The sequence below is a fragment of the Herbaspirillum lusitanum genome (assembly GCF_026127345.1).
GTDB lineage: Bacteria > Pseudomonadota > Gammaproteobacteria > Burkholderiales > Burkholderiaceae_D > Herbaspirillum > Herbaspirillum lusitanum.
In genome coordinates, this window is record NZ_QXFG01000005.1 from 146,973 (window position 1) to 172,011 (window position 25,039).

Here is a 25,039-nt window from a genome sequence, read left to right on the forward strand (position 1 = left end):
CGGCCTCAGCATGAAGCGAGGCCGTTTTTTTGCATTCTGAGTGCGCAAGCGTTATTGCTTGCCCGGCACCAGGTACTTGGATTTGGCGCAGTAGATCTTGGCCTTGGTATCGGCGTAGGCGATCACGCTGCCGGCCTGCGACTGGCGCAGCGAATATTTGGTGGCGTCATCCAGCGTGAAGCGGATGCCGACGCTCTTGGTGATGGCATCGCTCAGTGCTTGCGGCGTGCCGTTGATATTGGCGCCGATGAAATCGGCCGGGCTGCTGCTGTCGTTGACCAGGATATCGGTGACTTCCATGCCCCAGAGATTGCTGCCGGCGGCCTTGAACCAGTAGGCGCCGCCTTCGGTCTTGTACGGCTTGCCGAAGGCTTCGAAAAGATAATCGTAGAAATATTTGCTGTTGAGCTGATTGAGGCACAACAGCGCGTTGCCGACTTCAATGCCGAAGGTCGCCGCGGGCGCCGCGTGGGCGACGCCGTTCATGCCGGCAAGGCCCGGCGCCAGCAGCGCGCAGGCAAGCGCGATGCGATGGATGGTTTTCAAACAGACTCCCTGGTGCGCGTGGCGTCGCTAGCTGATGCTCCGACGCCATCGAATAATCGAAACGGTGATGATGCGTTGCGCAGATTGTAGGGGGCTTTTGAGTTTTTGGCTAACGGCCTCGCAGGGAGAGATGGATCAGGCGTGCCGTCCGGATTTGAGCACGGTCTCGCCGCGTTGCGAAGACGACAACTTGCCGCTCAGGCTGCCGAGTCCGTCGATGAAGGAGGCGATGCCGGTGCCCTTGACCATGACGCAGGGCTTGCCCAGTTTCTTGCAGAGTTGTTTGACCAGGTGGTAGGCGTTGTGGCTGATGTTGCCGGAAGCGCACAGCACCATGTCGGCGCCGTTCAGCATCGGTTGCAGGCGGTGCAGGCTGTCTTCGCGGCCGCCGTCGTGGTGGATGAACTTGCCATGGCGCTCTTCGATGGCGACGCGATAATGATTGCGCGCGCCGGTCAGGCCGCCGACGCACAAGACACAGCGGTCGGCCAGGCTGAAGCCGGCGTTGGCTGCCATCGCGGATGAAGAGATTGGCGAAGAAGCGGATGCAGTAACCGGATTGTTCTTGTTCGTCGCGCGGTGCATGGAGACCTCGGCCTGGTTGTCGTGACTTGCAGACTAAACCGAAGCCGCGCCGATGCGAACGAAGAAATCGGCATCTGGTTATGCGGAATCCTGATACTGCGATTTACGTACGGCGCGCACGAAGTCGGCCAGGCGCTTGCCGCTCTCGTCCGGATAGGTGTGCGCCGGCGTCATCGCGCGCACGCGATCGAGCCGGAACGAACGAAAGTCGCTGCGCGTTTCGCACCACGCGGCGATTGACCAGCCGCCGCCCCAGAAGTACAGCGCCAGCGGCCACACGATGCGCTGCGTGGCCTGGCCGCGCGCGTCGACGTAATCGAGTTGCAGCGTGCAACGCTTGCCGATGGCCTGGCGGATTTCTTCCAGCCGCTCGCCATGGGCCTGGTCGATGTGGAAGCTGGGCGCAAACAAGGCGGTGTTTTCGACGAAGTCGCGTTTGTCCTTGGGCAGCGCCAGCACGATCTTGGCCAGCGAGGCCGCCGCCGACGCGGCCAGTTGCGGACCGCCCCAGGCCTGCACCATGCGCATGCCGATCACCAGCGCGTCGATTTCGTCAGGCGAGAACATGAGCGGAGGGAGATCGAAACCGGTCTTGTTGATGCGATAGCCGACACCCGCCTCGCCCTGCACCGGCACGCCCGACAGCGACAGGTCGCGGATGTCGCGATACACCGTGCGCTCCGACACCGACAGCCATTCGGCCAGCTGACGCGCCGTGGTGAGACGGCGCCCGCGCAGGTACTGGGTGATCTGGAACAGGCGGTCGGCTCGGCGCATGGATTTTGGCAACAGGGGAAATGGCTGCCATTCTGGCATGAGTCGCAGGCGCCGCCCACCACGATCTGTTGATGCAGGTGGGCATGGTTGCAGGCGCTTATTGTTTCTTTTACTTCATCGCGTGCAATGCGACGCGGTTGCCTTCGGTGTCGATGAAGTGGGCGATGTAGCCGAGCTGCTTCGGCAGTTCCAGCTTGTCGAGTACGACCTTGCCGCCGGCCGGCGCGATGCGGTCGATGGCTTGCTGGATCGATGCGCCGGCGTCGAGATACACCAGCACGCCGTCGGTGCTGGCCTTGAAGGCCTGGGTTTCGGTCAGGCAGCCGCAGCTTTCCTTGGCGGCGTTGTGGAAGATCGCCATCGGCGCCGCGTCGAAATCGGTTTCGACGTGCAGCTTGGCATCGAATACGGCTTCGTAGAACTTGGTCGCACGCGACAGGTTGGTGACGGGGATTTCGAACCAGTTGATTTGCGTTGTCATGATGTCTTCCTTTTTGGTTGAGAGATATGCCGGAGGGCATGGAAGACATCATGATCCAGGGCTACTGACACCATCCTGTCAGTAGCCTTTGGAGGAGGCAAGCGATCAGGCGGTTTGCGCCTTGCCGTCGGCGGCGGCCTGCAACAAATCATCGGCATCCTGACGTTCCGCATAGCGCCGCGCCAGTATCGCGCACAGCATCAGCTGCATCTGGTGGAATACCATAATGGGCAGCAGCACGATGCCCACGCCGCTGCTGCTGAACAGCACCGACGCCATCGGGATGCCCGAGGCCAGCGATTTTTTCGAGCCGCAGAACACCAGCACGATTTCATCGGCGCGCGCAAAGCCCAGCGCGCGGCTGCCGAAGGTGGTCAGCGTCAGCACGCCGCCCAGCAGAATGGCGTTGACCAGCACCAGCAGCGCCAGCTGTTGCGGCGGAAACAGATGCCACACGCCCTGCGCCACCGCCACGCTGAACGCGGCATACACCGCCAGCAGGATGCCGCCGCGATCGACCACCGCCAGCAAGCCTTTTTTGCGCAGCACCCAGTCGCCGATCCACGGCCGCAGCACGTTGCCCAGCACGAACGGTAGCAACAGTTGCAGCAGGATGCCGCTGACTTGTTGCAAGCCGCCGCCGTCGTGATGGCGGTGCAGCAGCAGCGTCACCAGGACGGGCGTGAAGACGATGCCCAGCAGGTTCGAGGCGGTGGCGCCGCAGATCGCCGCCGGCACGTTGCCGCGCGCAATCGAGGTGAAGGCGATCGACGATTGCACGGTCGACGACAGCGTGCAGACGAACAGCACGCCCAGCCACAACTCCTGCGTCAGCAAGCCGGGAAACAGGTGCTGCAGGGCCAGCCCGAGCAGTGGAAACAGCACGAAGGTACAGGCCAGCGTCAGCAGGTGCAGGCGCGGCTGCTTGAAACCGGACAGCGCCGCTTCGCGCGACAGCCGCGCGCCGTGCAGGAAGAACAGCAGCGCGATGGCGGTGTTGCTGGCCAGGTGCATGAGTTCTTCGAAGCGGCCGGTGGCCGGCAGCAGCGTGGCGAGCAGGACGGTGCCGAGCAGCATCCGGGTGAAGGTGTCGGGGAAGTAGCGTTTCATGATGGCAAGAAGGAAGAAGGAAGAAGGCCGAAGCAGCCTTTGCCACATGATAGGAAAAAGGCCTATCATCGGGAACCCCTTTAATCATCCGAACTGTAATCGGATATGCCGATAAGCGGATGCATATGTGTCAGGAGCACCCATGTTCAATCCGGTCTGGCTCAAGACCTTCACCACCGTGGCCGCTTCCAGCAGCTTCAGCGAGGCCGGTCGCCGGCTCGGGCTGACGCAGTCGAGCGTGAGCGACCACATCCGCCGTCTCGAGGACGGCAGCGGCCGACGGTTGTTCGTGCGCGACACGCATTCGCTGGCGCTGACCGCGGACGGCGAGAGCCTGCTGGTGCACGCGCGCCTGATTCTCGAAGCGCACGCCCGCGCCGAGGCCCAGTTCACCGCGCCCAGGCTGCGCGGGCGGGTGCGCTTCGGCGCCCCGGACGATCTGGCGATGGGACCTTTGCCGGACATGCTGGCGGCGTTCCGCAACAAGCATCCCGAAGTCGAGCTGGAAATCACCATCGGCCTCACCGGCGAGCTGTACCAGCGCCTCGACAACGGCGACCTCGACCTGATCGTCGGCAAGCGCCGTCCCGGCGAGCAGCGCGGGCAGGCCATGTTCCGCGTACCGCTGGTCTGGCTGGCGCGGCCGGAAACCGTGGTCGACCTGGCGCAACCGCTGCCGCTGATCCTGCTGCCCGAGCCGAGCGTGACGCGCGCGGCGATCCTGGCCACCCTGGGGGCGGCAGGACGTCACTGGCGCATCGTCTGCACCAGCGGCAGCCACGCCGGCTGCATGGCGGCGGCGCGCGGCGGCCTCGGGCTGACCGTGCTGCCGCAGCACCTGGCGTCACGCGAACTGAGCCTGCCGGTCAACCATGCCAGCCTGCCGGTGTTTCCCGATGTCGAGTATGTGGCCTTGGCGGCAAAACGCCTGAGCCGTCCGGCCGACACGCTGTTCCAGATATTGATGGCGAGCGAACTGCATGCGCGGAAGTGACGAAATGAGTTAGCATCGACGAACAAAAAATACAGGAGACAACGATGACAGGAACGCTTGTGGAAGCAGTGGATGCGGACATGATCCGCCGCGTCGAAGAGAGTTTTTCACGGCAGGGCGCGCTGCGCACCATCGGCGCGCGGCTGCACAGCGTGACGCCGGGACTGGTCGAGATCCGTCTCGATTTTCGTCCCGAGCTGGGCCAGCAGAACGGTTTCCTGCACGCCGGCATGAGCACCACGATTGCCGACACTGCGGGCGGCTATGCCGCGATGAGCCTGTTCGATGCCGGCGAAGAAGTGCTGACCACGGAGCTCAAGCTGAATCTGCTGGCGCCGGCGCAGGGGGAGTATTTCATCGGCCGCGGCAGGGTGGTCAAGAGCGGCAGGACGCTGACCATTTGCCAGATCGAAGTGGGCGCGGTGCGCGACGGAAAGGAAACGCTGTGCGCCTACGGCATCATCACCGCGATGCGCATGAAGGCTTAAGAAAGCGCCAGGGCGGCGTCGACCACCAAGGCCGGCCGGTTCAGCGCACGGATGCGGCGGTCGACAAAATAGCCTCCCGCTTCGGTATAGCGCAGATAGCAGCGGCCGCAGACCTTGCAGGCGGCGACATTGCAGCGGTTGTAGGGAAAGTGGCGCGGCGCCACCGGCGCGTCGGCCGATTCGTAGCGGGTGCCGCCGGGATGGTATTCGGCGAAGCCGGGTTCATCGTAGGGATCGGGCAGCAGCGTGCCGATGTCTTGCAGCAGGGTTTCGGGAAAGGACAGCGGCGTGCTGGTCCACGCTGCGAGGCTTGCTTCGTTGCAGGCGCAGGCGACCGTCACGGCCGCGCTGCGTTCGGCCAGGGCACGCAAGCCGGCGCCGTCCAGCACGGGTAAATCAACCATCGCTTGCTTCCTTATTTTCCGCCGAAGGAAATCTTGCCGCCCTGCAGCTGCGCGGTACCGCCGCCGAGGTCGCTGAGCACTTGCCAGACCTGTTTTGCGATGCGCATTTCCACGCCTTCGTAGACGGCCTTGACGGCGACGATGCGCGCCGATTCCGCTGCGACCAGATCTTCCTTCATCTCGTTTTGCTCGGCCACCAGGTCCTTGACCTCTTGTGCCAGCAGCTTGCGATTGAGTTCGGCTTCTTCGCCGGCGCCGTTGCGCGCTTTCTCGGGATTCTGCTTGTAATGGGCCAGCTGCTTGATGACGCGGTTGAGGTCGTCGAGTTTGCGCTGGAATTCCTGTTCCTTGGCGCGCAGCTTTTCTTCCAGATAGGGATCGAGGCCGACCTGGATCCTGGTGGTGGCGGCGCTTGACGAGCCGAACGCGACCGCCTTGATCAGCATGGTGGCCTGGGCGCGGCCACCGATGATCTGGCCCAGCTTCGGATTGGTCTTGCCGACCAGGATCTCGTTGCCGGCGAGCATTTCGCACTGGCGCGCATTGCCGGCCAGCATGATGCTGTCGCCCGCTTCGATGTGCGCGCTTTCGGCGAACAGCGCCTGCACGCAACCTTCCGCCTTGACCTTGGCGACGATGGACGCCATGCCGGGTTGGGTTTCGGCGTGGCCGATGATGCCGCCTTTGACGGTGATGTTGCCGCCGGCAATGATCTCGGCCGCTTCCACCGTGCCGCCGACGAAGACATCGCCGGACACGCGCAGGCGCATGCCGGTCTTGACGTCGCCCTTGATCTTGACCGTGCCGGAAAACTCGACGTTGCCGGTGCTCAGGTCGACATCCTCGATCTCGACGATGGGGTTGATCTTGACGCCGTTGGTGATCAGCTGCGGTTGGCCGGCGATGGCCGCGACCAGCAGGTCGGGGTCGTCCTTGGAGGGTTCGGCGCCGACGCAATCCTTGTTGAAACCGAGATCCGGAACCGGCAGCGCAGGCACCGCCTGGCCCTTGATGTTGACGCCGTTGACGCCCGGCACCGGCGGCGTGCGCCGCATCAGCGGGTCGCCGACGTTGATCAGCAGCAGGTGACCGAGGTCGGCATAATGCACCACGGCATCGTCGTCGATTTCGGCGAGTTCTTCTTCCTTCTTGTCGAGCAAGGATTCGAAGCGGGCGTGTTCGCCCTGCACCGGATCCTCGCCGCGCGCGATCAGCAGCCTGGAACAGTGACCGACGCCGAGCGCGCCGCGCAGCTTTTCGTGCAGGATGCCTTGCGTGATGCCCTGGGCGCGGATTTCATTGACGACGTCGACGGCGCGCGCGCGTCCGCCTTGCGGCGGCACCAGTGTCAGGTATGCTTCCATGAGGTCGTCGGAGATTTCAATCACGAACTCGCCGTCGCGCCGTTCGCCGATCTTTTGCGAGTGCGCTTCCTTGCCGTCGGCGATCTTGGCGGCAAAATCGCCGAGAGCCGCTTCATCGATGTACAGCTTGGTGAAGCCGCCATCGGCAAGGGTCTGTTTCAGCATCACGAGATTGGGGACTTGAACACCCGCCACCGGGGTGAATGCAGCGACCAGTTCTCCGCTGACTCTGTCGAAGTTGAGCGACAGCGATTGCGGGCTTGTTTGTTCCATGTTATTTCTCGGAAGTCCTTGTGCAGAACTCATCGGCAGGATTCCCGGTTCCTTTAGGTGAATTGTTATGTGGCAAGATGATCCTGTAAATCGCGGTGAAGTACAAGGGTTGTTTAAGCTCAAAAGTACAAATTGTCAATATGCTAATTATCGATAAGAACGACACCGCAAGTGCCGACCGCCGCTATCTCGCGGGGCGCCAAAGCACCTTGGTCAGCATCGTCGTCAACGTCGTGCTGACCACGTTGCAGATCATCACCGGACTGTTTTCCGGCTCGCAGGCGCTGGTCGCCGACGGCATTCATTCGCTGTCGGATTTGGTGGCCGATTTCGTCGTGCTGTTCGCCGCGCGCCAGAGCCGCAGCCCGGCCGACGCCGATCATCAGTACGGCCATCAGCGCTTCGAGACCGCCGCGTCGCTGGCGCTGGGCGGCGCGCTGCTGGCGGTCGGCATCGGCATGCTGGTGTCGGCCGTCTTCAAGCTGCAGGCGCCCAATGTCCCGCAGGTGCATCTGGCGGCCTTGTGGGTGGCGGTGGCCACGCTCGTCAGCAAGGAGGTGCTGTTCCGTTACATGCTGGGCGTCGCCGAGCGCGTGCGTTCCAGCATGCTGGTGGCCAACGCCTGGCATGCGCGTTCGGACGCGGTGTCGTCGCTGGTGGTGGCGCTGGGGATTGCCGGCAACCTGCTCGGTTTCCCCTTGCTTGATCCGATTGCGGCGCTGATCGTCGGTCTCATGATCGTGCGCACCGGCGCGGTGTTTTTCTGGCGCGCGCTCAACGACCTGATGGACAAGGCTGTGTCGGAAGAAGAATCGCAGGCGATCCGCCGCACGCTGCTGGAAACGCCCGGCGTCTTCGGCCTGCATGATCTGCGCACGCGCAAGATGGGTGACCTCACCATCGTCGACGTGCATCTCGAACTGGACGGCGAACAGACCGTCACGCAAGGCCACGCCATCGCCACGCTGGCGCGCCGGCGCGTCATGGAACAGCATCACGTGCTCGACGTCATGACCCACGTCGATCCGGTGCAGCAAAGCGCTGCTGCGGACCTCGGATAAACAGTACATGGACTCTCTCATTGCCGCGTCCGCGCGGGCGCTCGCGCAAGGCGATGCGCTCGGCGCCCTCAAGCGCGTCGCCTTGCGCGACGATCCGCCGGCGCTGGCCTTGCGCGGCATCGCCATGGCCCAGCTCGGCGAGCATCCGCGCGCACGGGAACTGTTGCGCCGCGCCGCCCGCGGTTTCGGCGCGCATGAAGAACTGGCGCGCGCCCGTTGCATCGTCGCCGAAGCCGAGGTGGCGCTAGCCGTACGCGACATCGGCAGTTCGCCGCGTGCACTGGCGGCGGCCACGGTCGCGCTGGACGCCCACGGCGATCGCGCCAACGCCGTGCAGGCGCGGCTGATTGCGGTGCGGCGACTGGTATTGCTGGGTCGTCTCGAGCAGGCCGAAGCCGCGCTGGCGCGGCTCGATGCGCGCGGCTTGTCGCCGGCGCTTGCCGCGGTGGCTGCGTTGACGGCGGCGGAACTGGCTCTGCGTTCGCTGCATATCGATGCCGCCCACGCGGCGCTGACGCGTGCGCATGATGCAGCGATGCAGGCCGGCGTGCCGGCTTTGCTGGCCGAGGTGAAGGAAACGCGGTCGGCGCTTGCTCGTCCCGCGGCCCGGCGTGTTTCCGCAGGTCGCGAGCAGACTTTACGGCTGGATCAGGTTGCTGCACTGTTGGCGTCGGAGGCGTTGGTGATCGATGCTTGCCGACGCGGTGTGGCGGTAGGGGATGGGGATGGGTCTGGATCAGGATCAGGATCAGCGTGGAAACCGCTGGCGCGCAGGCCGGTGTTGTTCACGCTGGTGCGCGCACTGGCGGAAGCCTGGCCTGGCGACGTCGATCGCGAAGCCTTGATCGCCCGCGCCTTCAATACACGCCGTCCGGACGAATCGCACCGCGCACGTTTGCGCGTGGAAATCGGTCGCTTGCGTGCGCTGGTCGCGACGCTGGCGCAGATCGAGGCCACCCCGCGCGGCTTCGTGCTCAAGCCGCTGGACGAACGCGAAGTCGTGGTGCTGGCGCCGCCCATTGCCGGCGACCAGGCCGCGTTGCTGGCTTTGCTTGCCGACGGTGAAGCATGGTCGACGTCATCTCTGGCGTTGGCGCTTGGCGTCAGTCAGCGCACCTTGCAGCGCGCACTGGCCGGACTGGAAGCGGCTGGCCATGTACGCGCCATCGGCCAGGCGCGCACGCGCCGCTGGCTGTCGACGCCGCTGGCCGGAGGCGCTGGAATCACGACAATCTTGTTACTCCCTGCTGCGCTGGCGATGGACTAAAGTTGTCTTGCCGCGCCGATCACGGCGCATCAACAGGAGACCGCAATGACCAGCAACACCACTCTGAAAACCAAACCTGAAGCGGGCGTGCATGCCGCCGAGATCGTGCGCGAGTACGGCCCCTTTCCCGGCGTCGAGCGCGTGCACGGCGTCACCTGGGATGGAAGCAATGTCTGGGCCGCTACCGGCGCCAGCCTGATCGCCTTCGATCCCGCCAGCGGCGACGCCACGCGCACGTTGCAGCGCGCCTGCGACGCCGGCACCGCCTTCGACGGCACCTATCTGTACCAGATCGCCGAGCAGCGCATCGACAAGATCGATCCCGCCAGCGGCAAGGTGCTGGCATCTATTCCGGCGCCCGGTCAGGGCTTCGACTCCGGCTTGACCTGGGCCGAAGGCAGTTTGTGGGTGGGGCAGTATCGCGACCGCAAGATCCACCAGATCGATCCGGCCACGGGCAAGCTGATCCGCAGCATCGATTCCAACCGCTTCGTCACGGGCGTGACCTGGGTCGATGGCGAACTCTGGCACGGTACCTGGGAGGGAGAAGAGAGTGAAATCCGCCGTATCGATCCGGCCAGCGGCGCCGTCATCGAACGGCTGGCGATGCCGCGCGACACCGGCGTCAGCGGTCTTGAGTCGAACGGGGCGGATCTGTTCTATTGCGGCGGCGGAGCCAGCGGCAAGGTGCGTGCGGTGCGGCGTCCGAAAGGCGCGGCCGCCTGAGGCCGCGGGAGGCAAGGTAAGAGCGGTTACTGCGCCAGGATCGCCGTCAGCAGTCCCGGAAAGCGGCTGTCGATGTCGGCCCGGCGCAGCGTATTCATGTGGCTGGTGCCGGTGGTTTCGGTCAGCACCAGGCCGGCTTCGCGCAACACCTTGAAATGATGCGACACGGTCGATTTCGGCCGGCCGCCGTCCAGTTCGCCGCAGGTCGCGGCTTCCACGCGCGCCAGATGCCGCACGATGTCCAGGCGGATGGAGTCGCTCAAGGCATACAGCACGCGCTCAAGGGCCAATTCGCTGACGGCAGGGTGTTTGTAGGGACGCATGTGCGCATGATACACCTTGGGGTATAATTGTTCCATTGTTCGTATATATTCGAAATAACGAACAAATTGGCCAATCTCATTCCCCCCTATTTTGTTTAATAAAGGTGTTCCATGTCCGCATTGTTCCAGCCCTTCAAGCTCAAAGACGTCGCCTTGCGCAATCGCATCGCGGTGCCGCCGATGTGCCAGTACTCCGCCATCGACGGCAAGGTTACCGACTGGCACCTGTCGCATTACGCCGGCATGGCGCGCGGCGGCGCCGGTCTGGTGATCGTCGAAGCGACCGGCGTGTCTCCCGAAGGCCGCATCACCCCGGGCTGCACCGGCATCTGGTCGGACGAACTGGCGCAGGCTTTCGCGCCGATCGTGCGGGAAATCAAGGCAGCCGGCGCGGTGCCTGGCATCCAGATCGGCCATGCCGGCCGCAAGGCCAGCGCCAACCGTCCATGGGAAGGCGACGACCATATCGCAGCGGACGACGCGCGCGGCTGGGACACCATCGCGCCGTCGGCAATTGCTTACGGCAAGGATCTGGCCAAAGTGCCGCGCGCTATGACGCTGGACGATATCGCCCGCGTACGCCAGGACTTCGTCAATGCCGCCGTGCGTGCGCGCGACGTCGGTTTCGAATGGCTGGAACTGCATTTCTCGCATGGCTACCTGGCGCAGACTTTCTTCTCGGCGCACTCGAACCGGCGCGACGACATCTACGGCGGCAGCGTCGAAAACCGCAGCCGCTTCCTGCTCGAAACCCTGCGCGCGGTGCGTGAAGTGTGGCCGGAAAACCTGCCGCTGACCGTGCGTTTCGGCGTGCTCGAATACGACGGCCGCGATGAGCAGACATTGGCGGAATCGATCGGCCTGGTGCGCGAATTCAAGGCCTCCGGCATGGACATGATCAGCGTCACGATGGGCTTCACCATTCCCGAGACTTCGATTCCCTGGGGCCCGGCTTTCCTCGCGCCGATCGTCGAACGCGTGCGCCGCGAAGCGGATGTGCCGGTATCGTCGGCCTGGGGTTTCGGTACGCCGGAGATCGCCGAGCGCGTGGTCAAGGAGCAGCAGCTCGACCTCGTCATGGTCGGTCGCGCGCATCTGGCCAACCCGCACTGGGCGTATTTCGCGGCGAAGGAGCTGGGTGTGGAACGCGCCTCGTGGACGTTGCCGGCGCCGTACGCGCACTGGCTCGAGCGCTATTGATTATGGATTGTTGATGTGACGGGTGAGCGGCACTCTGCAGCGCCGGTTGCGCGTCCTTCAGTGCATCAGTCCAGCGGCGGAGCGTCGCGCTCAACGCGATTGCGTCCGCCGTGCTTGGCCTTGTACAGCGCCGCGTCTGCGCGCGCATAGGCATTTTCAAAGTCACTGCCGGCCTTGCTCCAGGACACGCCGAAGCTGGCCGTCACGGGACGCGACGGCAGACCGGAAAACAATTCCCCCGCAATCGTCAGCCGCACCTTCTCCGCCAATTGCACCGCTTCGTCCAGCGAGGCATTGCGCAGCAGCACCGTGAACTCTTCACCGCCGACGCGGCCGATTTCACCTTTGCCGTCGAGCGACTTGCGCAGGCGGTTCACCAGTTCGCGGATCACGGCGTCGCCCGCAGGATGGCCGAACTCGTCGTTGATGCGCTTGAAAAAATCGATGTCGAGCACGATCAGCGACAGCGACGAATCTTGCAGGAAGCGATGCGCCAGATCGAACACCGCGCCGCGATTGAGCGCGCCGGTCAGGTTGTCGTGCCTGGCCTTGTAATCGAGCTCGTCGCTGAGTTGCTTGAGGCGTGAATTGAGCAGGTTGAGCTCGCGCTCGGTGCGGTCGCTGCGCGCAATCAGGCGGCGGCTTTCGCGCATCAGCCGGCCGTAGCCCTGCACCAACTCCTTGAGCGCGACGCGATATTCATTGGCGCTGACGACATCGCTGGCCAGCACATCGTTGGCGTTGGCCAGCACTGCCGTTTCGGCTTCAAACAGGTCGATGTCGCTCATCAGCTTTTCACCGCATGGTCGTTGAACACCAGATCGGGAAAGTCTTCCTTCAACTCCTGGCCGAACTCGAAAATGGTGTCGTCGTCTTCGTCGTGGTACCAGTTGAGTACGACTTCAGTGCCGGCCTTGGCCTTGTCGTTAAGCGTGCCGAACAGCGAGAACAGCATCTTGGTGCTGGAACTGTTGAAGTAGGCCAGCGCAACGTTGATCGTCACTGCCGTGGTGCCGGCGTCTTCGGACAGGAAGCTGCGCAGCGCGGCAATGATGTCGCCCCAGAACTGCGCCGCGTTCTCCGGATAGGATTCGCCCTTCAGTGATAGTTGCCGTTCGTCGAAACGAAAATCGACTTCGGGGGAACTCGGGCTTGCCGCTATAAATAAATTGTCCATATACTCATTCTTGATAGGCAGACAGGCGATGGCGCCCGTCGCTGTTTTTCGTTTTCTGATGTGTCCTGCACGTCTTCAGATGGTCGCCCGCAAATAGAACATCGAGGTGCCGCTGTCCTTGCCTTCGCCGCTGGCCGGTGACAATTCAAATTCCAGCGGTGCGCTGGCGTCGCGCGCCATGGTCAGGAATCCCAGTCCCGCACCCTTGCTGTCGGCCGGCGTTTCGGCGCGCAGCGTTTCCTTGTACTCGAGCTTGATCTCGTCAATGGTCAACGAGCGCAGGTGCTCCAGCTTCTCACGCAATTTCTCCGCCACGACCGCATTGACGGGGTTGGCGCAGTGCAGGTAATAGCGCTCGTCGGTCAGTGAAATGAACACTGCGCCATGTCGCATGGAGGCCTCGCTGTTGCCTTCTTTTTCATATGAATCCGCCGAGTAGTGCACGATATTCTGGGCCATCTCGATGAATGAAGAAAACAGTTTGCGCCGCGTCTGCGCCACCGCGCCGGCATGCTCGACGCGCAGCTTCACCGCGTCGGCCATGGCCGCAATGATGGTTTGCGAAAAATAGCCGACGTAATAAAAGATGACGTCGCGTCTCTCGACGTAACTGTGGAAATCGTCCCATTGTCGCTGAATGCCGTTCATGCCGCTCATGCCGTTCCACTGCGTTGTTGATGATTGATGAAGGATCCGCCCACGCGGAAACCGAAAAAGGTCAGGTCGTCGCGACGGCGTTGCTGGCCTTGATAGAGGCGCTGTTCCTCCATGATTCTTTTGCCGACCTCCGCCATCGGGAAATCACGATGTTCCAGCAATGACTTGCGCAGGCGCTGTTTGCCGAAGGCGATATTTTTCGGACCGCCGATCTGGTCGATGATGCCATCAGTGGCGATCATGACGATGGCGCCGTCACCCAGCTGCACCTCGCGGTTGCTCCATTGCATGTCGTCGGGCGTGTCGACGTAGCCGAGTCCGGTGCGCTCGCCGTCGAATGTCTGCACGGCGTCTTCACCCGACTGCAGCGTGAGCAGCGACATTTTGGCGTTGGCGCAGGTGAGCCGGTGCGACGCCGCATCGAACCAGAAGAAGCAGGCATCCATGCCGTCGTCGGATTCGGACAATTGCGTCGCGGAGGCGTGCTGCCCCAGCACCTGCTTCATGCTGCGATTGACTTCGCCCATGACCAGCGCCGGATCGCGCGGACCGTGTTGCTCCAGCGCCTGCTTGATGGCCGACGAGGCGATCAGCGTGAGGAAGGCGCCCGGTACGCCGTGGCCGGTGCAATCCGCGACCGCGGCAAACCAGCCGTCGGGGAAACATTCAAGATGATAAAAATCTCCGCCGACCACGTCGCGCGGTTCCCAGACCAGGCAGGCATCGCCGATGGCCTGCGCCATTGCCGTGCGCGAGGCGCTCAGCATGGCGCGCTGGATCACGCTGGCGTAATCGATGCTTTGCATCACCTGGCGATTTTTTTCGGCTTGCAGGTCGACCAGCATGCGCATCAATCCGAGACCGGAACCGAGACCGGCGAACTTGCCGCCGTCGACGATGAGGAACCCGTCGGCCAGCGTCTTGTCGCCCGAGGCAACCGCCAGCGCGCCGAGCATTTCGATTGGCGTATCGGCTTCGACGATCAGCGGATCCTTGTCCATGAAGGCGATGCAACTCTTCTTTTCATAGAGCTCGCGGTGATACGGCTTGGACATCTGCGACATGAAGATATTGCGGCTGATCAATCCGATCGGACGGTCGTTCTCGAGCACCGGCAGACTCACCAGTTCGCGATGACAGCCGAAAATTTCCAGCACCCTGGCGTTGTTTTCCTCGAAGGTAATCACCGGCACGTCCACTGCCAGGGCCTCGGCTGTCGGCTGCTGCAGGTGGCGCCCCATCATCGGTGCGAGGCTGAAATCGATCTGAGGCTGGTTCATATCCGGGGGGTAAATAAGCTAAGCGAGCGAGGCAAGCATGTTGTTCAACATGCAATCTTAGTGCGCTTGTATGACAGCGATATGACGTTCACTGGCGCCAGGGGCATCAGGCGATGGGCGACCGGAAACGGAAAGGTACGGAAATAAGCGGATATGAAGAAATGTGGTGCCGGTATGTTTCCCGACCGCCGGCTCCGGTAGGTGCAATGCAAATTGCGCTTGATCGGGATTGTAGGGAGCGATTTTGACAGGCATGTGACAGCATTCCCCGGCGGGATGCCCATCGGGGGGAGATTCAGACAACAGCTTAGGCTGGTTTCGGCGTGATCACGATTTCAGGCAATTTGTCGTCATAAAACGCCAGCCGCCCCTTGAGCGCCTGGTGCTCATCGTACGGCTGCTCGTACGACCAGACGGCATCATTCAGGACTTTGCCGTCGAGCACCAGATGATAGTAAGTTGCGGCACCCTTGAACGGGCATGCCGAGGTGGTGTCCGAACGCTGCAGCAACTCGCTTCTGACGGCCGACCGCGGAAAATAATAGCGCGGCGGGTTGCCATCTTCTCGTACGAAGATGACGTCGCCCGAATCGACGAGCATTTGCGTGCCCACCGCGACCCTGACGTTTCCCTCGACAGCGGTTTCTTCCACCTTGTGGTTGGGATGCTGCTGATGTCCTGGGGATTTGCTCATGCTGATCTCCTCGGTTGATGACGTTCTCTGCAGTGTGCAGAGAAGTGAATGGATGCAAGGACTCGGAGGGCGATTCACGCCCTTGCTGCTCAGGCGGTGCGGTCCTTGATGTCGCTATGACCGGCATGCCCCGCGCAATGCGCGCAGCAATAGAACTTGCCGGCTGCTTCGATGCCATGGCCGATGATGCGGCATTGGCAATGTGCGCACTGCGGAGCCATGGCGTGTATTGCACATTCAAAGCTGTCGAAAATGCGGCTCTCGCTACCTCTCTGAATCGTGAAGGCCTTGTCGTAGTCGTTGCCGCAGACGGAACAGATTGCCATGATGCTTCTCCTTCAAAAAAGATCGGAACAGGAAGCGGCGCATGTCGTATCACGAACATGGGCCACGCACGCAACGACGATTGGATGCGAAGCCATCGGCGGCTGCAAGCCTGCCTAGTCGTCGTCACAGATGTTGTAGCCGATGCCGTGCGGCATGTTTTCCCGGGCGAACGCCGACGTTGCGTCAGGCTTGGACGACAGCGCCGTTTTACCTGCCTCGCCGGTGGGGCGCTGGTCGCTGTTCCGCTCAGCCGCGTCAGCCTGTTCGGAGCGGCCGTCACGGGGATCCCGGGGCGGATTCCGGTCGGGAGAGTTGGCGGGTTGATTCCTGCGGCCATCCTGCTCCGCCTTGGCGTGGCCCTGGTAACTGCTGCCACGGGTATTTTCGCTGGACATGTTTTTTCCTCCACAGATGATCGCGCCTGAACGACGTGGCTTCATCAGCCTAGAAAGAAACAGTCAGTTTTTGAAGGTGGTAATTTTCTCTTTTGCTTGTAGGTTATCGCTGTCGGCGTTGTCAGCGAGCCCGTCTTCGCGCCGGTTTTACCTTGGTTCGCTGCGGAAAATATTCTTGACGATCTCGGCAAAATTCTTCAAATCGATGGGTTTCTGCAGATGCGCGGTGAAGCCGCTTTCCATGGCCGTCTGAACATCAATCGCACGGCCGAAGCCCGTCAAGGCGATCACCGGAACGGCACCGCCCTGCGGCTGTTGTCGGAGCAACGCGATGAACTGATACCCATCCATTTTTGGCATGGCGATATCGGAGACGACCAGATCGAATTGCCGGCGCGCTGTTTCCGCCAGTGCTTCGACGCCGCTGGATTTGGCGGTGACGATAGCGCCATGCGAGCTCAGCAGGTCGCGCAGTGTTTCCAGGTTCTCGATATGGTCATCGATCAACAGCAGTGTTTTCCCTTGCAGCAGGTCGAGGTCTTCGTCAATCGGCTGCAAGGGCGCGTCGGCATGGTCGCCATCATACAGCGGTAGCCAAACGGAAAATTTCGCCCCTTTCTCCAGTCCGTCGGACTCGACCTCGACACGCCCGCCGTGACTCTCGGCAAGCTGGCGCACAAGGGCCAGGCCGATACCCAGGCCGCCGTGTTCGCGTGTTGTCACGGCATCAGCCTGCTCAAACATTCTGAAGATATGCGGCAGGAAGTGCGAGGAAATCCCTTTTCCGGAATCCGATACCGTAATCAACGCATTGCTACCCTCTACGCCCAGAGTGACGAAAATCTTGCCGCCGGACGGCGTGAATTTGACTGCATTGCTCAACAGATTCCAAAGAATCTGTTCCAGCCGGGTCGTATCCCCGAAAACCAGCAGCGAGGGAACCGCGCTTTGATAGCGTAATTCAATGCCCTTGTTTTGCGTGTCCGTCTCAAAAACACGGGTAATTTTTTCTGTGATGCCGACAATGTCGACCAGGGTCTTCCTGAGGGTGAGTTTCCCGGTTTGTGCTCGGGACAGATCAAGCAGGTCGTCAATGATTTTTGCCTGTGTCTGTACGGTCGAACGGATGACGTCGGCAATGCGCGTTATTTTCCCCTGATCCTGCGTCAATGGAATGCGCTTGAGCAGTTCAGCGTTGAGCTGGATCAGATTCAGCGGATGCTTCAGCTCATGGGACAGCACCGCCAGGAATTCTTCGCGCAGGCGCACTGCTTCCTCGGCCTTCAACCTGGTCGCTGTTTCCAGCGCCAGCCGGGCTTCGCGCTTGGTTTCCAGCTCCTTGCTGCTGGTGAGATCCCGGGCTATTTTGGCATAGCCCTTCATTTCCTCATCGTCGAGCCTGGTGAGAATGCCGCTGCAGAATACCTTGGTGCCGTCTTTGCGCAGATGCCAGCGCTCGTCCGAGGCGTGTCCTTCTTTTTTTGCGGTGGTCAGTTCCTGCGCCGGCACCATGTTATCCCGGTCTTCCGGCGTAAAGATGCGATCCAGGTGCTGTCCGAGGATTTCTTCCTCGCTGTAACCGAAAATACGCTCGGCGCCGTTGTTCCAGAACGTGATCTTCCCCGTCGGATCCATTGTGATGATGGCGTAGTCGCGCGTACTTGCCGCTACTACCCGCATACGCAATTCTTCCGCCGCAAGTTTGCTTTGCGCCAGGTGCAGGCTGGTGATGTCAATGAAAGTCAGCACCAGTCCGCTGATCTGGTCTTCATTCGTGCGATAGGGGATCAGCCGCGCGATGTAGCGATGGCCGGTATCGCTCTTTACCTCGCGTTCACAGGGACGCAAGGTTTCGAAGACACGGGCAGCATCCTCTTCCAGCAATTCATACTCAAGGCGATGGCTGATGTCCAGCAACGGCCGGCCGACATCCGTTGGAATCAGCTTGAAAATGTCCGCCGAGCGCGGAGTATAGCGTTTGATGCGCATCGACCGGTCAACAAATATCGTGGCGATCTCCGTGGCCGAGATGAAGTTCTGAAGATCGTCGTTGCTCTTCCCGGTTTCGTCGACCTTCATTTTCAATTCGTGATTGACGGTGATCAGTTCTTCATTGATGGACTGCAGCTCTTCCTTGCTTGTTTCCAGCTCTTCGGTGGTCGATCTCAGTTCTTCGTTGATCGCCTGCAATTCCTCGTTGGACGCCTTCAGTTCTTCGGCGGATGTTTCATATTGCTCAATGGTCGTTTGCAGTTGTCCCTTGGTGATGAAAAGTTCGTTTTCAAGCTGCTTGGCAATGAACGAGGTCCCCGATTCTTCGTGGTGGTCAATCGGCTCGTCCGTTGCGGACTCATTGAACAGGATCAGGATGAACTGATTCTGCAGGCCTTCATCGGGAATGATCCGCAGGGTCAATGCAATATTCGAGCGCTTGCCATCGCGCTCGACGGAGACTTGCCTGGTTTCCGCATTGGTGTTGTTTTGCTGGACTTGAAACAAGGCCGTCCGCAGTTCCAGCCGCAATTCGGGAATGATCAGCGCCACCAGATCGTGCGACGGTTCGCCGGTCGGATAGCGCAGATATATTCCTGCCGTCTTGGAAACATGCACCACCTCTCCCGTGCGATTGATGAGCACGCTGGGCGGCGCGTATTGCTCGATGAGCCGCTGGTGCAACTCAGCGTAACGCACGGCGGGACGCGACTCGACCTCGATGTAATTGCGGATCTCGGGAGCGCCATGACGGCGATAAGGCAGCGGCGGCACGTAGTGCGCACCGGGCGTCATGACGACGGCGCGATAGATGCGGTTCTTCTTGTCGACCGGGGTGAAGTACTTGGACGCCACCTCTGCGGACTCCGAACTGCCCAAATAAAGATAGCCGCCGGGAACGAGTGCGAAATGAAACATTTCGAACACTTTTTCCTGCACCTCCCGATTGAGATAGATCAACAGGTTGCGGCAACTGATGAGGTGCACCCGCGAAAAGGGCGGATCCCTCAGGATGTTATGCGCCGCAAAGAGCACTTTCTCGCGCAGCGTTTTCTTGATGCGGTAATGCCCGTCTTCGCGGATGAAGAATTGCCGGAGCTTGCCAGGAGCGACATCAGTCACGATCGACTCCGGATAGAGTCCCTGGCGCGCGATGCTGATGGCGCGATCATCGATGTCGGTGGCGAAGACCTGGATATCGACCGACGAATTCAACAACGCGCGCTGTTCCGCCAGCAGCATGCCCAGCGAATACGCCTCCTCGCCGCTGGCGCAGCCCGCAGACCAGACGCGGATTGGCGCGCCTTTCTCGGCGCCGGCGAAGATGGCCGGAATGTATTCGCGTTCCAGTGTCTCGAAGCTTTCCCGGTCACGGAAAAAATTGGTGACGCTGATCAGCATGTCCTGCAGCAGGGATGGCGTCTCGTCCGGATGCGTCGTCAAATATCGAAAATATTCCTGCAACGATGCCGTCCTGCTGACTTGCATGCGTCGTTCGATTCGCCTGAGGACCGTTGCTTTTTTATAATGAGAAAAATCATGGCCGCTGCGCGTCCTGAGGAGATCCATGATGGAAATCAATGTATCTTCAGCCGATTTTTCGTCGTGCGGATTCTCATCTGAACATCGATGTTCAGAGCGGAAGCAGATGGCAGCTTGATCTGAACGCGATTGTCGGCTACTTCCATCAGGCGCTGCGGGATTTCCGTCACCGGAAGCACGAAATCGATCGCCCTGGTTTCGATGGCGTTCTGCGGCATGCCGTCGTATACCGCATCTTTGGGATCTTGCGCGATGGTGATGCCGCCGGCTTCCTTGATGCGAGCGATGCCGACCGCACCGTCGGAGCCGGTCCCGGACAAAATGATGCCGACGCTGCGTACCGTGTGCGTGTCAGCCAATGTGCGGAAAAACATGTCGATGGCGACCGCGCGTCCACGCGGCCGGACCATCGGTTCCACCACCAATTGGCCGTCGCGCATTAAAAGGCTTTTGGATGGGGGAATGACGTAGACATTATTGTTCTGGATGGTGATCGGTTCATTGACCTGTCGCACCGGCATTTTTGTACTCTTTTGCAAGAGCAGCGCAATGTTGCTTTCGTGTTTCGGGGACAGATGAAGAACGATGACAAACGCCATCCCGTTTGCCGCCGGCATATTCTCGAAAAGACGCAACAATGCATCCAGTCCGCCGGCGGATGCGCCAATGCCGACAATGGGAAACTGCAGCGAGGAGGGAGGAGTCAGGGTTTGTTCTAAATCATTCATTGCTAGCCTCGATGGGGACGACTTCATTTTTTTTAAACGTCGTCGGAGCGCCAAAGAGGCGATGACTTTGTCTTTTCATTATTTTATCGGATTCGGAGAGGACGTCTGGATAACAGCCCGTCCCGCAAGAAAAAGCGAAAGGCTTTTCACCCCGAAAATAGTCTTTTTCAAGAAAAATACTTGTAGGTCGAATGCTTAAACGATCGTCAGAAAAAGACGACAGGCAGATCCCGGCCGCCGGTGTATCTGCCATTCAGGCTGCCCGGGAAGATCCCGGCGTTTTCCGTTAGGTATTCGTCCTACATATCTCTGCGAATTTCGCTGCTGGCCGCTTGCCTTGTGACGCTCGACAATAGTCATTCCCGATATGGCGGAGGATGCCATGAATATTGACTGGTCCGAGCTCTTTCGTTTTAGCGTTCCGATTGAAGAGATCGTGGTGCGGGGGACCTTGATGTATGTCTTCCTGTTTGTTCTATTTCGCCTGGTTCTGCGACGCGATGTGGGCAACGTCGGCATCAGCGACTTTCTGCTCGTGGTCATCATCGCCGATGCCTCGCAAAACGGAATGAGCGGAGACGCCAACAGTGTGCCCGATGCCATGCTGCTTGTGCTTACCCTTACCTTCTGGAACTATGCCATCGATTTCGCCAGTTACTACTCCAGGCCATTGCGACGCCTGCTTGAACCAAGACCGCTGGTGCTGATTCGGGATGGAAAGGTCCTTCGCCGCAACATGCGCAAGGAGTTCGTCACGATGGATGAGATCGAATCGAAGCTGCGGGAGAACGGCGTTACCCAGATCTCTCATGTCCGCGAAATGATCATGGAACGCGATGGAGAAATAAGCGTCATCAAGAAGGATTGAAAAATGAACTCGTTCCTGCAAGTTGCCAACTATCTGCATGCCAATTCAATACGCCTGGCGACCGCGGAATCCTGTACGGCGGGTCTTGTGGCTTCCATGCTGGGAGCAATCGACGGTTGCGGAGATTGGCTGGAGTGCGGCTTCGTCACTTACTCCCCGGCCGCCAAGATCCGCGTGCTCGGCGTGAACCCGGCAACCATTGAACGATACGGACTCAGCAGCGAGGAAGTGGCGCGAGAAATGGCGGAAGGAGCGCTGAAGAAAAGTGGCGCTAACGTCGCTATTGCCAACACGGGAGTGGCGGGGCCCGACGATGCGCCCGATGGAACCAGGGCCGGCACGGTCTGTTTTGCATGGGGCTTGCAACGCGAAGATGGCGCGATTCGGATTCATTCGGAAACGAGACTGTTTGAGGGCGACAGGAATGCCGTACGGCACGCAGCCGCCACATACGCCATTGAAAATCTCCGACGGCATTGTTGACCTGTCACCAACTGGTGTCGCGCTCCGCCGTCGACGAAATCTTGTGGATCGACAGATCGGCGCCTTCGAATTCCTGCTCCGGATCGAGGCGGATGCCGATGGCTTTCTTGAGCAGGCCGTAGACGATCCAGCCGCCGATGACGGCGATGCCGATGCCGAGCAGCGAGCCGCACAATTGCGCCATGAAGGACACGCCGCCGAGGCCGCCCAGCGCTTTCATGCCGAAGATGCCGGCCGCCAGTCCGCCCCAGGCGCCGCACAGGCCGTGCAGCGGCCAGACGCCGAGCACGTCGTCGATTTTCCATTTGTTTTGCGTGCGGGTGAACATCCACACGAAGATCGCGCCGGCGATGCCGCCGGTGACCAGTGCGCCTAGCGGATGCATCAGGTCGGAACCGGCGCATACCGCCACCAGTCCCGCCAGCGGACCGTTGTAGACGAAGCCGGGATCGTTCTTGCCCATCACCAGCGCCACCAGCGTGCCGCCGGCCATCGCCATGAGCGAGTTGAGCGCAACCAGGCCGTTCATCTTGTCGAGGGTTTGCGCGCTCATCACGTTGAAACCGAACCAGCCGACCGTCAGGATCCATGCGCCCAGCGCGAGGAAGGGAATGTTCGACGGCGGATGCGCGGCGATCGCCCCTTCGCGCGTGTAGCGGCCACGGCGTGCACCCAGCAACAGCACCGCAGGCAGCGCGATCCAGCCGCCGACCGCATGCACGACGATGGAGCCGGCGAAGTCGTGGAACTCGGCGCCGAATGCGTCCTTGAGCCAGGCTTGCACGCCGAAGTGCTGGTTCCAGGCGATGCCTTCGAAGAAGGGATACACCAGGCCGACCAGCACCGCCGTGGCGATCAGTTGCGGATGGAATTTGGAGCGCTCGGCGATGCCGCCGGAGATGATCGCCGGGATGGCGGCCGCGAAGGTCAGCAGGAAGAAGAACTTCACCAGTTCAAAGCCGCTGCGGGCCGACAGGACTTCGGCGCCGCTGAAAAAGCTGACGCCGTAGGCGACGTAATAACCGACGAAAAAGTAAGCGATGGTCGATACCGCGAAGTCGGCCAGGATCTTGACCAGCGCATTGACCTGATTCTTGCGCCGCACCGTGCCTAGTTCGAGGAACGCAAAGCCGGCATGCATCGCCAGAATCATGATTGCGCCGAGCAAAACGAAAAGCGCATCGGCACCATTTTTGTGATCGTCCACGGAAAAATCTCCCAATAATTGTGCAAAAATATTTTAAAAGCACTTTATTAAGCAAAATTCATTCCATTTCGGTGCAAATTATTAAGCGCCTGAATTTAAAAGGGATTTTTTCGAGGTTTTGGAAACCATTTGAAAATTGCACGTAAATCGTGCGAAATGGTGCGTCTGCTTGGTGCGCGGCAAAGACGAGCAGTTTGCGCTGATGTTGGCGTCCCGCTGGATTTATGGGAAGGGAGTGGAAGTAATTCAGGGTTTGCGTGGAGCAACATCGAGAATCCGAACACGAGTGGACTTGGGGCTGCACAGCCAGCATTTGTTCATGGAACGGTCACATTGCATTGCTACATTGCAATTTTCCATGTCATCAGCCAAGGAGTCCGCCATGTCCGACGATGCAGCGTCATCCTCTTCGCCGTCTTCCCCCTCATTGCCTTCGTCCCCCTCATTGCCTTTGTCTCCGTCCTCCCGTCGCGATTTTCTGCGTGATGCGGCGCTCGGCGCCGGCACACTGTTGACCGCGGGTTCGCTGACGCCCGCGTTCGCCCAGCAGGCGCCTGCGGTCGTGACGTCGGAGCGCTTGCGCCCGCAGGTCGACAGCGGCGCCATGAGCGGCGACATCACGCGCGATACGGCGATGCTGTGGAGCCGCACCGATCGCGCGGCGCGCATGGTGGTGGAGTATTCGGTCCACGAGAATTTCAAGAACGCGGTCACCATGGTCGGTCCTGCGGCGCTGGTGCGCAACGATTACACCGCGCGCGTGGATCTGCGCGGTTTACCGGTGTCGCAGCGGTTGTATTACCGCCTGCGCTTCCAGGACCTGCAGCATGAGTCGGCATGGAGTGCGCCGGTGACCGGTAGCCTGATCATTCCCGGCGGCGGTGAACTCGACATCAGCTTCGCGTTTTCCGGCGACGAGGCCGGGCAGGGGTGGGGCATCAACGAAGCCTGGGGCGGCTATCGCGTGTATGAAACCATGCGCCGCTTCAAGCCGGATTTCTTCATCCATTCGGGCGACCAGATTTATGCCGACGGGCCGATCCAGGCCGAAGTGAAGCTCGATGACGGCAGCATCTGGCGCAATCTGGTGACGCCGGCCAAGTCCAAAGTCGCGCAGACGCTCGACGACTATCGCGGCAACTTCGCCTACAACCTGATGGACGTCAACAAGAAGCGCTTCATGGCCGAGGTGCCGTTCCTGGTGCAATGGGATGACCACGAAGTGCGCAACAACTGGTATCCGGGCCAGGTGATCGGCGCAGCGGAGAAGCGCTATCAGGAGCGCGAGCTGGATGTGCTCAGACAGCGTGCACGGCAGGCGATGTTCGAGTACAACCCTTTCCGCATCGACGTCGCCGATCCTGAGCGCATCTATCGTTCCTTCAACTACGGACCCTTGCTGGAAGTGTTCATGCTCGACGAGCGCAGCTATCGCGGCGCCAATTCGCCGAATCGCCAGCCGCTGCAAGGACCGGATGCGGCTTTCCTCGGGGCGGCGCAAATGCGCTGGATCAAGCAGGCGTTGCTGCGCTCACGCTCGACATGGAAAGTGATCGCCAGCGACATGCCGATTTCCATCGTCGTACCCGATCTGAATGCGGATGTGCCGCAGGGCACCTTCGAGGCGTGGGCCAATGCCGACAACGGCAAGCCGTCCGGACGCGAGCTGGAAGTCGCAGAGCTGCTGCGCTTCATCAAGCGCCACAACATCAGGAACGTGGTGTGGGTGACGGCCGACGTGCACTACGCGTCGGCGACTTACTACATGCCGGAGAAGGCGCAGTTCACCGACTTCAAACCGTTCTGGGAATTTGTCGGCGGGCCGCTGCATGCCGGCACTTTCGGTCCCGGCGAGATCGACCGCACGTTCGGTCCGGACGTGCGCTATGTGAGCATTCCCGCCGACATGAAACAGAACCGCTCGCCGGCGGATCTGTATCAATTCTTCGGCATAGCCAAGATCGACGCCAGGACCAAGGTCATGACGGTGTCTTTGCACAATGTCGAGGGAAGCAAATTGTATGGCGTGGAGATCGCGCCGGAGGCGTGAGCGGATGGCGTGATCAGCGTCAGCGGGGGGCCGCGTCAGG

Annotated in this window: 28 protein-coding genes; 9 read left to right on the forward strand and 19 right to left on the reverse strand. The window is 61.0% G+C overall.

Translation table 11 applies throughout. The features are described 5' to 3' along the window. Positions 1-51: 51 nt before the first annotated feature. The 5 genes from DXT88_RS04825 to DXT88_RS04845 all read right to left on the reverse strand — a co-directional run bounded on the left by DXT88_RS04825 (position 52) and on the right by DXT88_RS04845 (position 3,499). The gene (locus DXT88_RS04825; RefSeq protein ID WP_016834562.1) at positions 52-546 is read right to left on the reverse strand and encodes a hypothetical protein; all 495 of its coding nucleotides are present in this window, start codon (positions 544-546) and stop codon (positions 52-54) included. A gap of 135 nt (positions 547-681) precedes the next feature. Further along, on the reverse strand, positions 682-1,131 hold the full coding sequence (locus DXT88_RS04830; RefSeq protein WP_016834561.1) for a DUF2325 domain-containing protein: 450 nt from the start codon (positions 1,129-1,131) through the stop codon (positions 682-684). A gap of 78 nt (positions 1,132-1,209) precedes the next feature. After that, positions 1,210-1,908: a helix-turn-helix transcriptional regulator gene (locus DXT88_RS04835; protein ID WP_265211835.1), complete on the reverse strand. Its 699-nt coding sequence runs from the start codon at positions 1,906-1,908 to the stop codon at positions 1,210-1,212. A 109-nt stretch (positions 1,909-2,017) separates the two neighbouring features. Next, positions 2,018-2,389 (reverse strand): VOC family protein, encoded by a 372-nt coding sequence (locus tag DXT88_RS04840; RefSeq protein WP_265211836.1) that lies wholly within the window; start codon positions 2,387-2,389, stop codon positions 2,018-2,020. A gap of 105 nt (positions 2,390-2,494) precedes the next feature. After that, complete coding sequence (locus DXT88_RS04845; protein WP_265211837.1) at positions 2,495-3,499, reverse strand: bile acid:sodium symporter family protein; 1,005 nt, start codon at positions 3,497-3,499, stop codon at positions 2,495-2,497. Positions 3,500-3,641: 142 nt separating this feature from the next. On the opposite strand from DXT88_RS04845, the gene DXT88_RS04850 reads away from it, so the two are divergent. Continuing rightward, entirely contained in the window at positions 3,642-4,493 is an 852-nt protein-coding gene (locus DXT88_RS04850; protein ID WP_016834557.1) for a LysR family transcriptional regulator, read from the forward strand. A gap of 44 nt (positions 4,494-4,537) precedes the next feature. Further along, positions 4,538-4,981 carry a PaaI family thioesterase gene (locus DXT88_RS04855; RefSeq protein WP_265211838.1) on the forward strand — a complete coding sequence of 148 codons (444 nt, stop codon included), beginning with the start codon at positions 4,538-4,540 and terminating at the stop codon, positions 4,979-4,981. Here DXT88_RS04855 and DXT88_RS04860 read toward each other — a convergent pair. Continuing rightward, positions 4,978-5,385 carry a hypothetical protein gene (locus DXT88_RS04860; protein ID WP_265211839.1) on the reverse strand — a complete coding sequence of 136 codons (408 nt, stop codon included), beginning with the start codon at positions 5,383-5,385 and terminating at the stop codon, positions 4,978-4,980. The genes DXT88_RS04855 and DXT88_RS04860 overlap by 4 nt on opposite strands. Positions 5,386-5,396: 11 nt before the next feature. After that, a complete protein-coding gene (locus tag DXT88_RS04865) occupies positions 5,397-7,022 on the reverse strand; it encodes a DUF342 domain-containing protein (RefSeq protein WP_265211840.1) in 1,626 nt (541 codons plus the stop codon). Between the two features lie 140 nt (positions 7,023-7,162). On the opposite strand from DXT88_RS04865, the gene DXT88_RS04870 reads away from it, so the two are divergent. The 3 genes from DXT88_RS04870 to DXT88_RS04880 are packed head-to-tail and all read left to right on the forward strand — an operon-like array spanning position 7,163 to position 10,076. Further along, complete coding sequence (locus DXT88_RS04870) at positions 7,163-8,083, forward strand: cation diffusion facilitator family transporter (protein ID WP_265211841.1); 921 nt, start codon at positions 7,163-7,165, stop codon at positions 8,081-8,083. Between the two features lie 7 nt (positions 8,084-8,090). Continuing rightward, on the forward strand, positions 8,091-9,350 hold the full coding sequence (locus DXT88_RS04875) for a helix-turn-helix domain-containing protein (RefSeq protein WP_265211842.1): 1,260 nt from the start codon (positions 8,091-8,093) through the stop codon (positions 9,348-9,350). Between the two features lie 45 nt (positions 9,351-9,395). Further along, positions 9,396-10,076 (forward strand): Vgb family protein, encoded by a 681-nt coding sequence (locus tag DXT88_RS04880; protein WP_016834552.1) that lies wholly within the window; start codon positions 9,396-9,398, stop codon positions 10,074-10,076. A 26-nt stretch (positions 10,077-10,102) separates the two neighbouring features. On the opposite strand, the gene DXT88_RS04885 is transcribed toward DXT88_RS04880, so the two are convergent. Continuing rightward, a complete protein-coding gene (locus DXT88_RS04885) occupies positions 10,103-10,399 on the reverse strand; it encodes an ArsR/SmtB family transcription factor (RefSeq protein WP_016834551.1) in 297 nt (98 codons plus the stop codon). Positions 10,400-10,510: 111 nt separating this feature from the next. Here DXT88_RS04885 and DXT88_RS04890 point away from each other — a divergent pair, with 111 nt between their 5' ends. After that, positions 10,511-11,599: an NADH:flavin oxidoreductase/NADH oxidase gene (locus DXT88_RS04890; protein ID WP_016834550.1), complete on the forward strand. Its 1,089-nt coding sequence runs from the start codon at positions 10,511-10,513 to the stop codon at positions 11,597-11,599. A 65-nt stretch (positions 11,600-11,664) separates the two neighbouring features. Here DXT88_RS04890 and DXT88_RS04895 read toward each other — a convergent pair whose 3' ends face one another. The 10 genes from DXT88_RS04895 to DXT88_RS04935 all read right to left on the reverse strand — a co-directional run bounded on the left by DXT88_RS04895 (position 11,665) and on the right by DXT88_RS04935 (position 20,644). Next, the gene (locus tag DXT88_RS04895; protein ID WP_265211843.1) at positions 11,665-12,387 is read right to left on the reverse strand and encodes a GGDEF domain-containing protein; all 723 of its coding nucleotides are present in this window, start codon (positions 12,385-12,387) and stop codon (positions 11,665-11,667) included. After that, a complete protein-coding gene (locus DXT88_RS04900; RefSeq protein ID WP_016834548.1) occupies positions 12,387-12,776 on the reverse strand; it encodes a DUF1987 domain-containing protein in 390 nt (129 codons plus the stop codon). Before DXT88_RS04900 ends, DXT88_RS04895 begins: the two co-directional genes overlap by 1 nt. A 75-nt stretch (positions 12,777-12,851) precedes the next feature. Then, positions 12,852-13,424 carry a SiaB family protein kinase gene (locus DXT88_RS04905; protein WP_029363515.1) on the reverse strand — a complete coding sequence of 191 codons (573 nt, stop codon included), beginning with the start codon at positions 13,422-13,424 and terminating at the stop codon, positions 12,852-12,854. Between the two features lie 5 nt (positions 13,425-13,429). Then, positions 13,430-14,713, reverse strand: a complete 1,284-nt coding sequence (locus tag DXT88_RS04910) for a SpoIIE family protein phosphatase (protein ID WP_265211844.1) — start codon at positions 14,711-14,713, stop codon at positions 13,430-13,432. A gap of 307 nt (positions 14,714-15,020) precedes the next feature. Beyond that, the gene (locus DXT88_RS04915) at positions 15,021-15,407 is read right to left on the reverse strand and encodes a DUF427 domain-containing protein (protein ID WP_265211845.1); all 387 of its coding nucleotides are present in this window, start codon (positions 15,405-15,407) and stop codon (positions 15,021-15,023) included. 89 nt (positions 15,408-15,496) lie between these two features. Continuing rightward, positions 15,497-15,733, reverse strand: a complete 237-nt coding sequence (locus tag DXT88_RS04920) for a hypothetical protein (RefSeq protein ID WP_265211846.1) — start codon at positions 15,731-15,733, stop codon at positions 15,497-15,499. Between the two features lie 114 nt (positions 15,734-15,847). Continuing rightward, positions 15,848-16,129, reverse strand: a complete 282-nt coding sequence (locus DXT88_RS04925; protein WP_265211847.1) for a hypothetical protein — start codon at positions 16,127-16,129, stop codon at positions 15,848-15,850. Positions 16,130-16,276: 147 nt separating this feature from the next. Further along, positions 16,277-19,690, reverse strand: coding sequence for a CheR family methyltransferase (locus DXT88_RS04930; protein WP_456152237.1), 3,414 nt, complete (start codon positions 19,688-19,690; stop codon positions 16,277-16,279). 8 nt (positions 19,691-19,698) lie between these two features. Next, positions 19,699-20,391: a chemotaxis protein CheB gene (locus DXT88_RS23405; protein ID WP_321161100.1), complete on the reverse strand. Its 693-nt coding sequence runs from the start codon at positions 20,389-20,391 to the stop codon at positions 19,699-19,701. Beyond that, complete coding sequence (locus DXT88_RS04935; protein WP_265211848.1) at positions 20,384-20,644, reverse strand: hypothetical protein; 261 nt, start codon at positions 20,642-20,644, stop codon at positions 20,384-20,386. The genes DXT88_RS23405 and DXT88_RS04935 overlap by 8 nt, the downstream gene beginning before the upstream one ends. A 129-nt stretch (positions 20,645-20,773) precedes the next feature. Between DXT88_RS04935 and DXT88_RS04940 the strand changes: the two genes are divergently transcribed. Together DXT88_RS04940 and DXT88_RS04945 are read left to right on the forward strand one after the other, a co-directional pair. Then, positions 20,774-21,259 carry a DUF421 domain-containing protein gene (locus DXT88_RS04940; RefSeq protein ID WP_265211849.1) on the forward strand — a complete coding sequence of 162 codons (486 nt, stop codon included), beginning with the start codon at positions 20,774-20,776 and terminating at the stop codon, positions 21,257-21,259. 3 nt (positions 21,260-21,262) lie between these two features. Beyond that, complete coding sequence (locus DXT88_RS04945) at positions 21,263-21,742, forward strand: CinA family protein (protein WP_265211850.1); 480 nt, start codon at positions 21,263-21,265, stop codon at positions 21,740-21,742. Between the two features lie 4 nt (positions 21,743-21,746). On the opposite strand, the gene DXT88_RS04950 is transcribed toward DXT88_RS04945, so the two are convergent. Continuing rightward, the gene (locus DXT88_RS04950; RefSeq protein WP_265211851.1) at positions 21,747-22,949 is read right to left on the reverse strand and encodes an ammonium transporter; all 1,203 of its coding nucleotides are present in this window, start codon (positions 22,947-22,949) and stop codon (positions 21,747-21,749) included. A gap of 382 nt (positions 22,950-23,331) precedes the next feature. Here DXT88_RS04950 and DXT88_RS04955 point away from each other — a divergent pair, with 382 nt between their 5' ends. After that, positions 23,332-24,999 carry an alkaline phosphatase D family protein gene (locus tag DXT88_RS04955; RefSeq protein ID WP_265211852.1) on the forward strand — a complete coding sequence of 556 codons (1,668 nt, stop codon included), beginning with the start codon at positions 23,332-23,334 and terminating at the stop codon, positions 24,997-24,999. Positions 25,000-25,039: the final 40 nt, after the last annotated feature.

Bases quoted from the DNA above. Each gene is read 5' to 3' on its own strand.
- DXT88_RS04830 (WP_016834561.1), bottom strand. From the start codon at position 1,131: ATGCACCGCGCGACGAACAAGAACAATCCGGTTACTGCATCCGCTTCT.
- DXT88_RS04835 (WP_265211835.1), bottom strand. From the start codon at position 1,908: ATGCGCCGAGCCGACCGCCTGTTCCAGATCACCCAGTACCTGCGCGGG.
- DXT88_RS04840 (WP_265211836.1), bottom strand. From the start codon at position 2,389: ATGACAACGCAAATCAACTGGTTCGAAATCCCCGTCACCAACCTGTCG.
- DXT88_RS04845 (WP_265211837.1), bottom strand. From the start codon at position 3,499: ATGAAACGCTACTTCCCCGACACCTTCACCCGGATGCTGCTCGGCACC.
- DXT88_RS04850 (WP_016834557.1), top strand. From the start codon at position 3,642: ATGTTCAATCCGGTCTGGCTCAAGACCTTCACCACCGTGGCCGCTTCC.
- DXT88_RS04855 (WP_265211838.1), top strand. From the start codon at position 4,538: ATGACAGGAACGCTTGTGGAAGCAGTGGATGCGGACATGATCCGCCGC.
- DXT88_RS04860 (WP_265211839.1), bottom strand. From the start codon at position 5,385: ATGGTTGATTTACCCGTGCTGGACGGCGCCGGCTTGCGTGCCCTGGCC.
- DXT88_RS04865 (WP_265211840.1), bottom strand. From the start codon at position 7,022: ATGGAACAAACAAGCCCGCAATCGCTGTCGCTCAACTTCGACAGAGTC.
- DXT88_RS04870 (WP_265211841.1), top strand. From the start codon at position 7,163: ATGCTAATTATCGATAAGAACGACACCGCAAGTGCCGACCGCCGCTAT.
- DXT88_RS04875 (WP_265211842.1), top strand. From the start codon at position 8,091: ATGGACTCTCTCATTGCCGCGTCCGCGCGGGCGCTCGCGCAAGGCGAT.
- DXT88_RS04880 (WP_016834552.1), top strand. From the start codon at position 9,396: ATGACCAGCAACACCACTCTGAAAACCAAACCTGAAGCGGGCGTGCAT.
- DXT88_RS04885 (WP_016834551.1), bottom strand. From the start codon at position 10,399: ATGCGTCCCTACAAACACCCTGCCGTCAGCGAATTGGCCCTTGAGCGC.
- DXT88_RS04890 (WP_016834550.1), top strand. From the start codon at position 10,511: ATGTCCGCATTGTTCCAGCCCTTCAAGCTCAAAGACGTCGCCTTGCGC.
- DXT88_RS04895 (WP_265211843.1), bottom strand. From the start codon at position 12,387: ATGAGCGACATCGACCTGTTTGAAGCCGAAACGGCAGTGCTGGCCAAC.
- DXT88_RS04900 (WP_016834548.1), bottom strand. From the start codon at position 12,776: ATGGACAATTTATTTATAGCGGCAAGCCCGAGTTCCCCCGAAGTCGAT.
- DXT88_RS04905 (WP_029363515.1), bottom strand. From the start codon at position 13,424: ATGAACGGCATTCAGCGACAATGGGACGATTTCCACAGTTACGTCGAG.
- DXT88_RS04910 (WP_265211844.1), bottom strand. From the start codon at position 14,713: ATGAACCAGCCTCAGATCGATTTCAGCCTCGCACCGATGATGGGGCGC.
- DXT88_RS04915 (WP_265211845.1), bottom strand. From the start codon at position 15,407: ATGAGCAAATCCCCAGGACATCAGCAGCATCCCAACCACAAGGTGGAA.
- DXT88_RS04920 (WP_265211846.1), bottom strand. From the start codon at position 15,733: ATGGCAATCTGTTCCGTCTGCGGCAACGACTACGACAAGGCCTTCACG.
- DXT88_RS04925 (WP_265211847.1), bottom strand. From the start codon at position 16,129: ATGTCCAGCGAAAATACCCGTGGCAGCAGTTACCAGGGCCACGCCAAG.
- DXT88_RS04930 (WP_456152237.1), bottom strand. From the start codon at position 19,690: ATGGATCTCCTCAGGACGCGCAGCGGCCATGATTTTTCTCATTATAAA.
- DXT88_RS23405 (WP_321161100.1), bottom strand. From the start codon at position 20,391: ATGAATGATTTAGAACAAACCCTGACTCCTCCCTCCTCGCTGCAGTTT.
- DXT88_RS04935 (WP_265211848.1), bottom strand. From the start codon at position 20,644: ATGGCAGATACACCGGCGGCCGGGATCTGCCTGTCGTCTTTTTCTGAC.
- DXT88_RS04940 (WP_265211849.1), top strand. From the start codon at position 20,774: ATGAATATTGACTGGTCCGAGCTCTTTCGTTTTAGCGTTCCGATTGAA.
- DXT88_RS04945 (WP_265211850.1), top strand. From the start codon at position 21,263: ATGAACTCGTTCCTGCAAGTTGCCAACTATCTGCATGCCAATTCAATA.
- DXT88_RS04955 (WP_265211852.1), top strand. From the start codon at position 23,332: ATGTCCGACGATGCAGCGTCATCCTCTTCGCCGTCTTCCCCCTCATTG.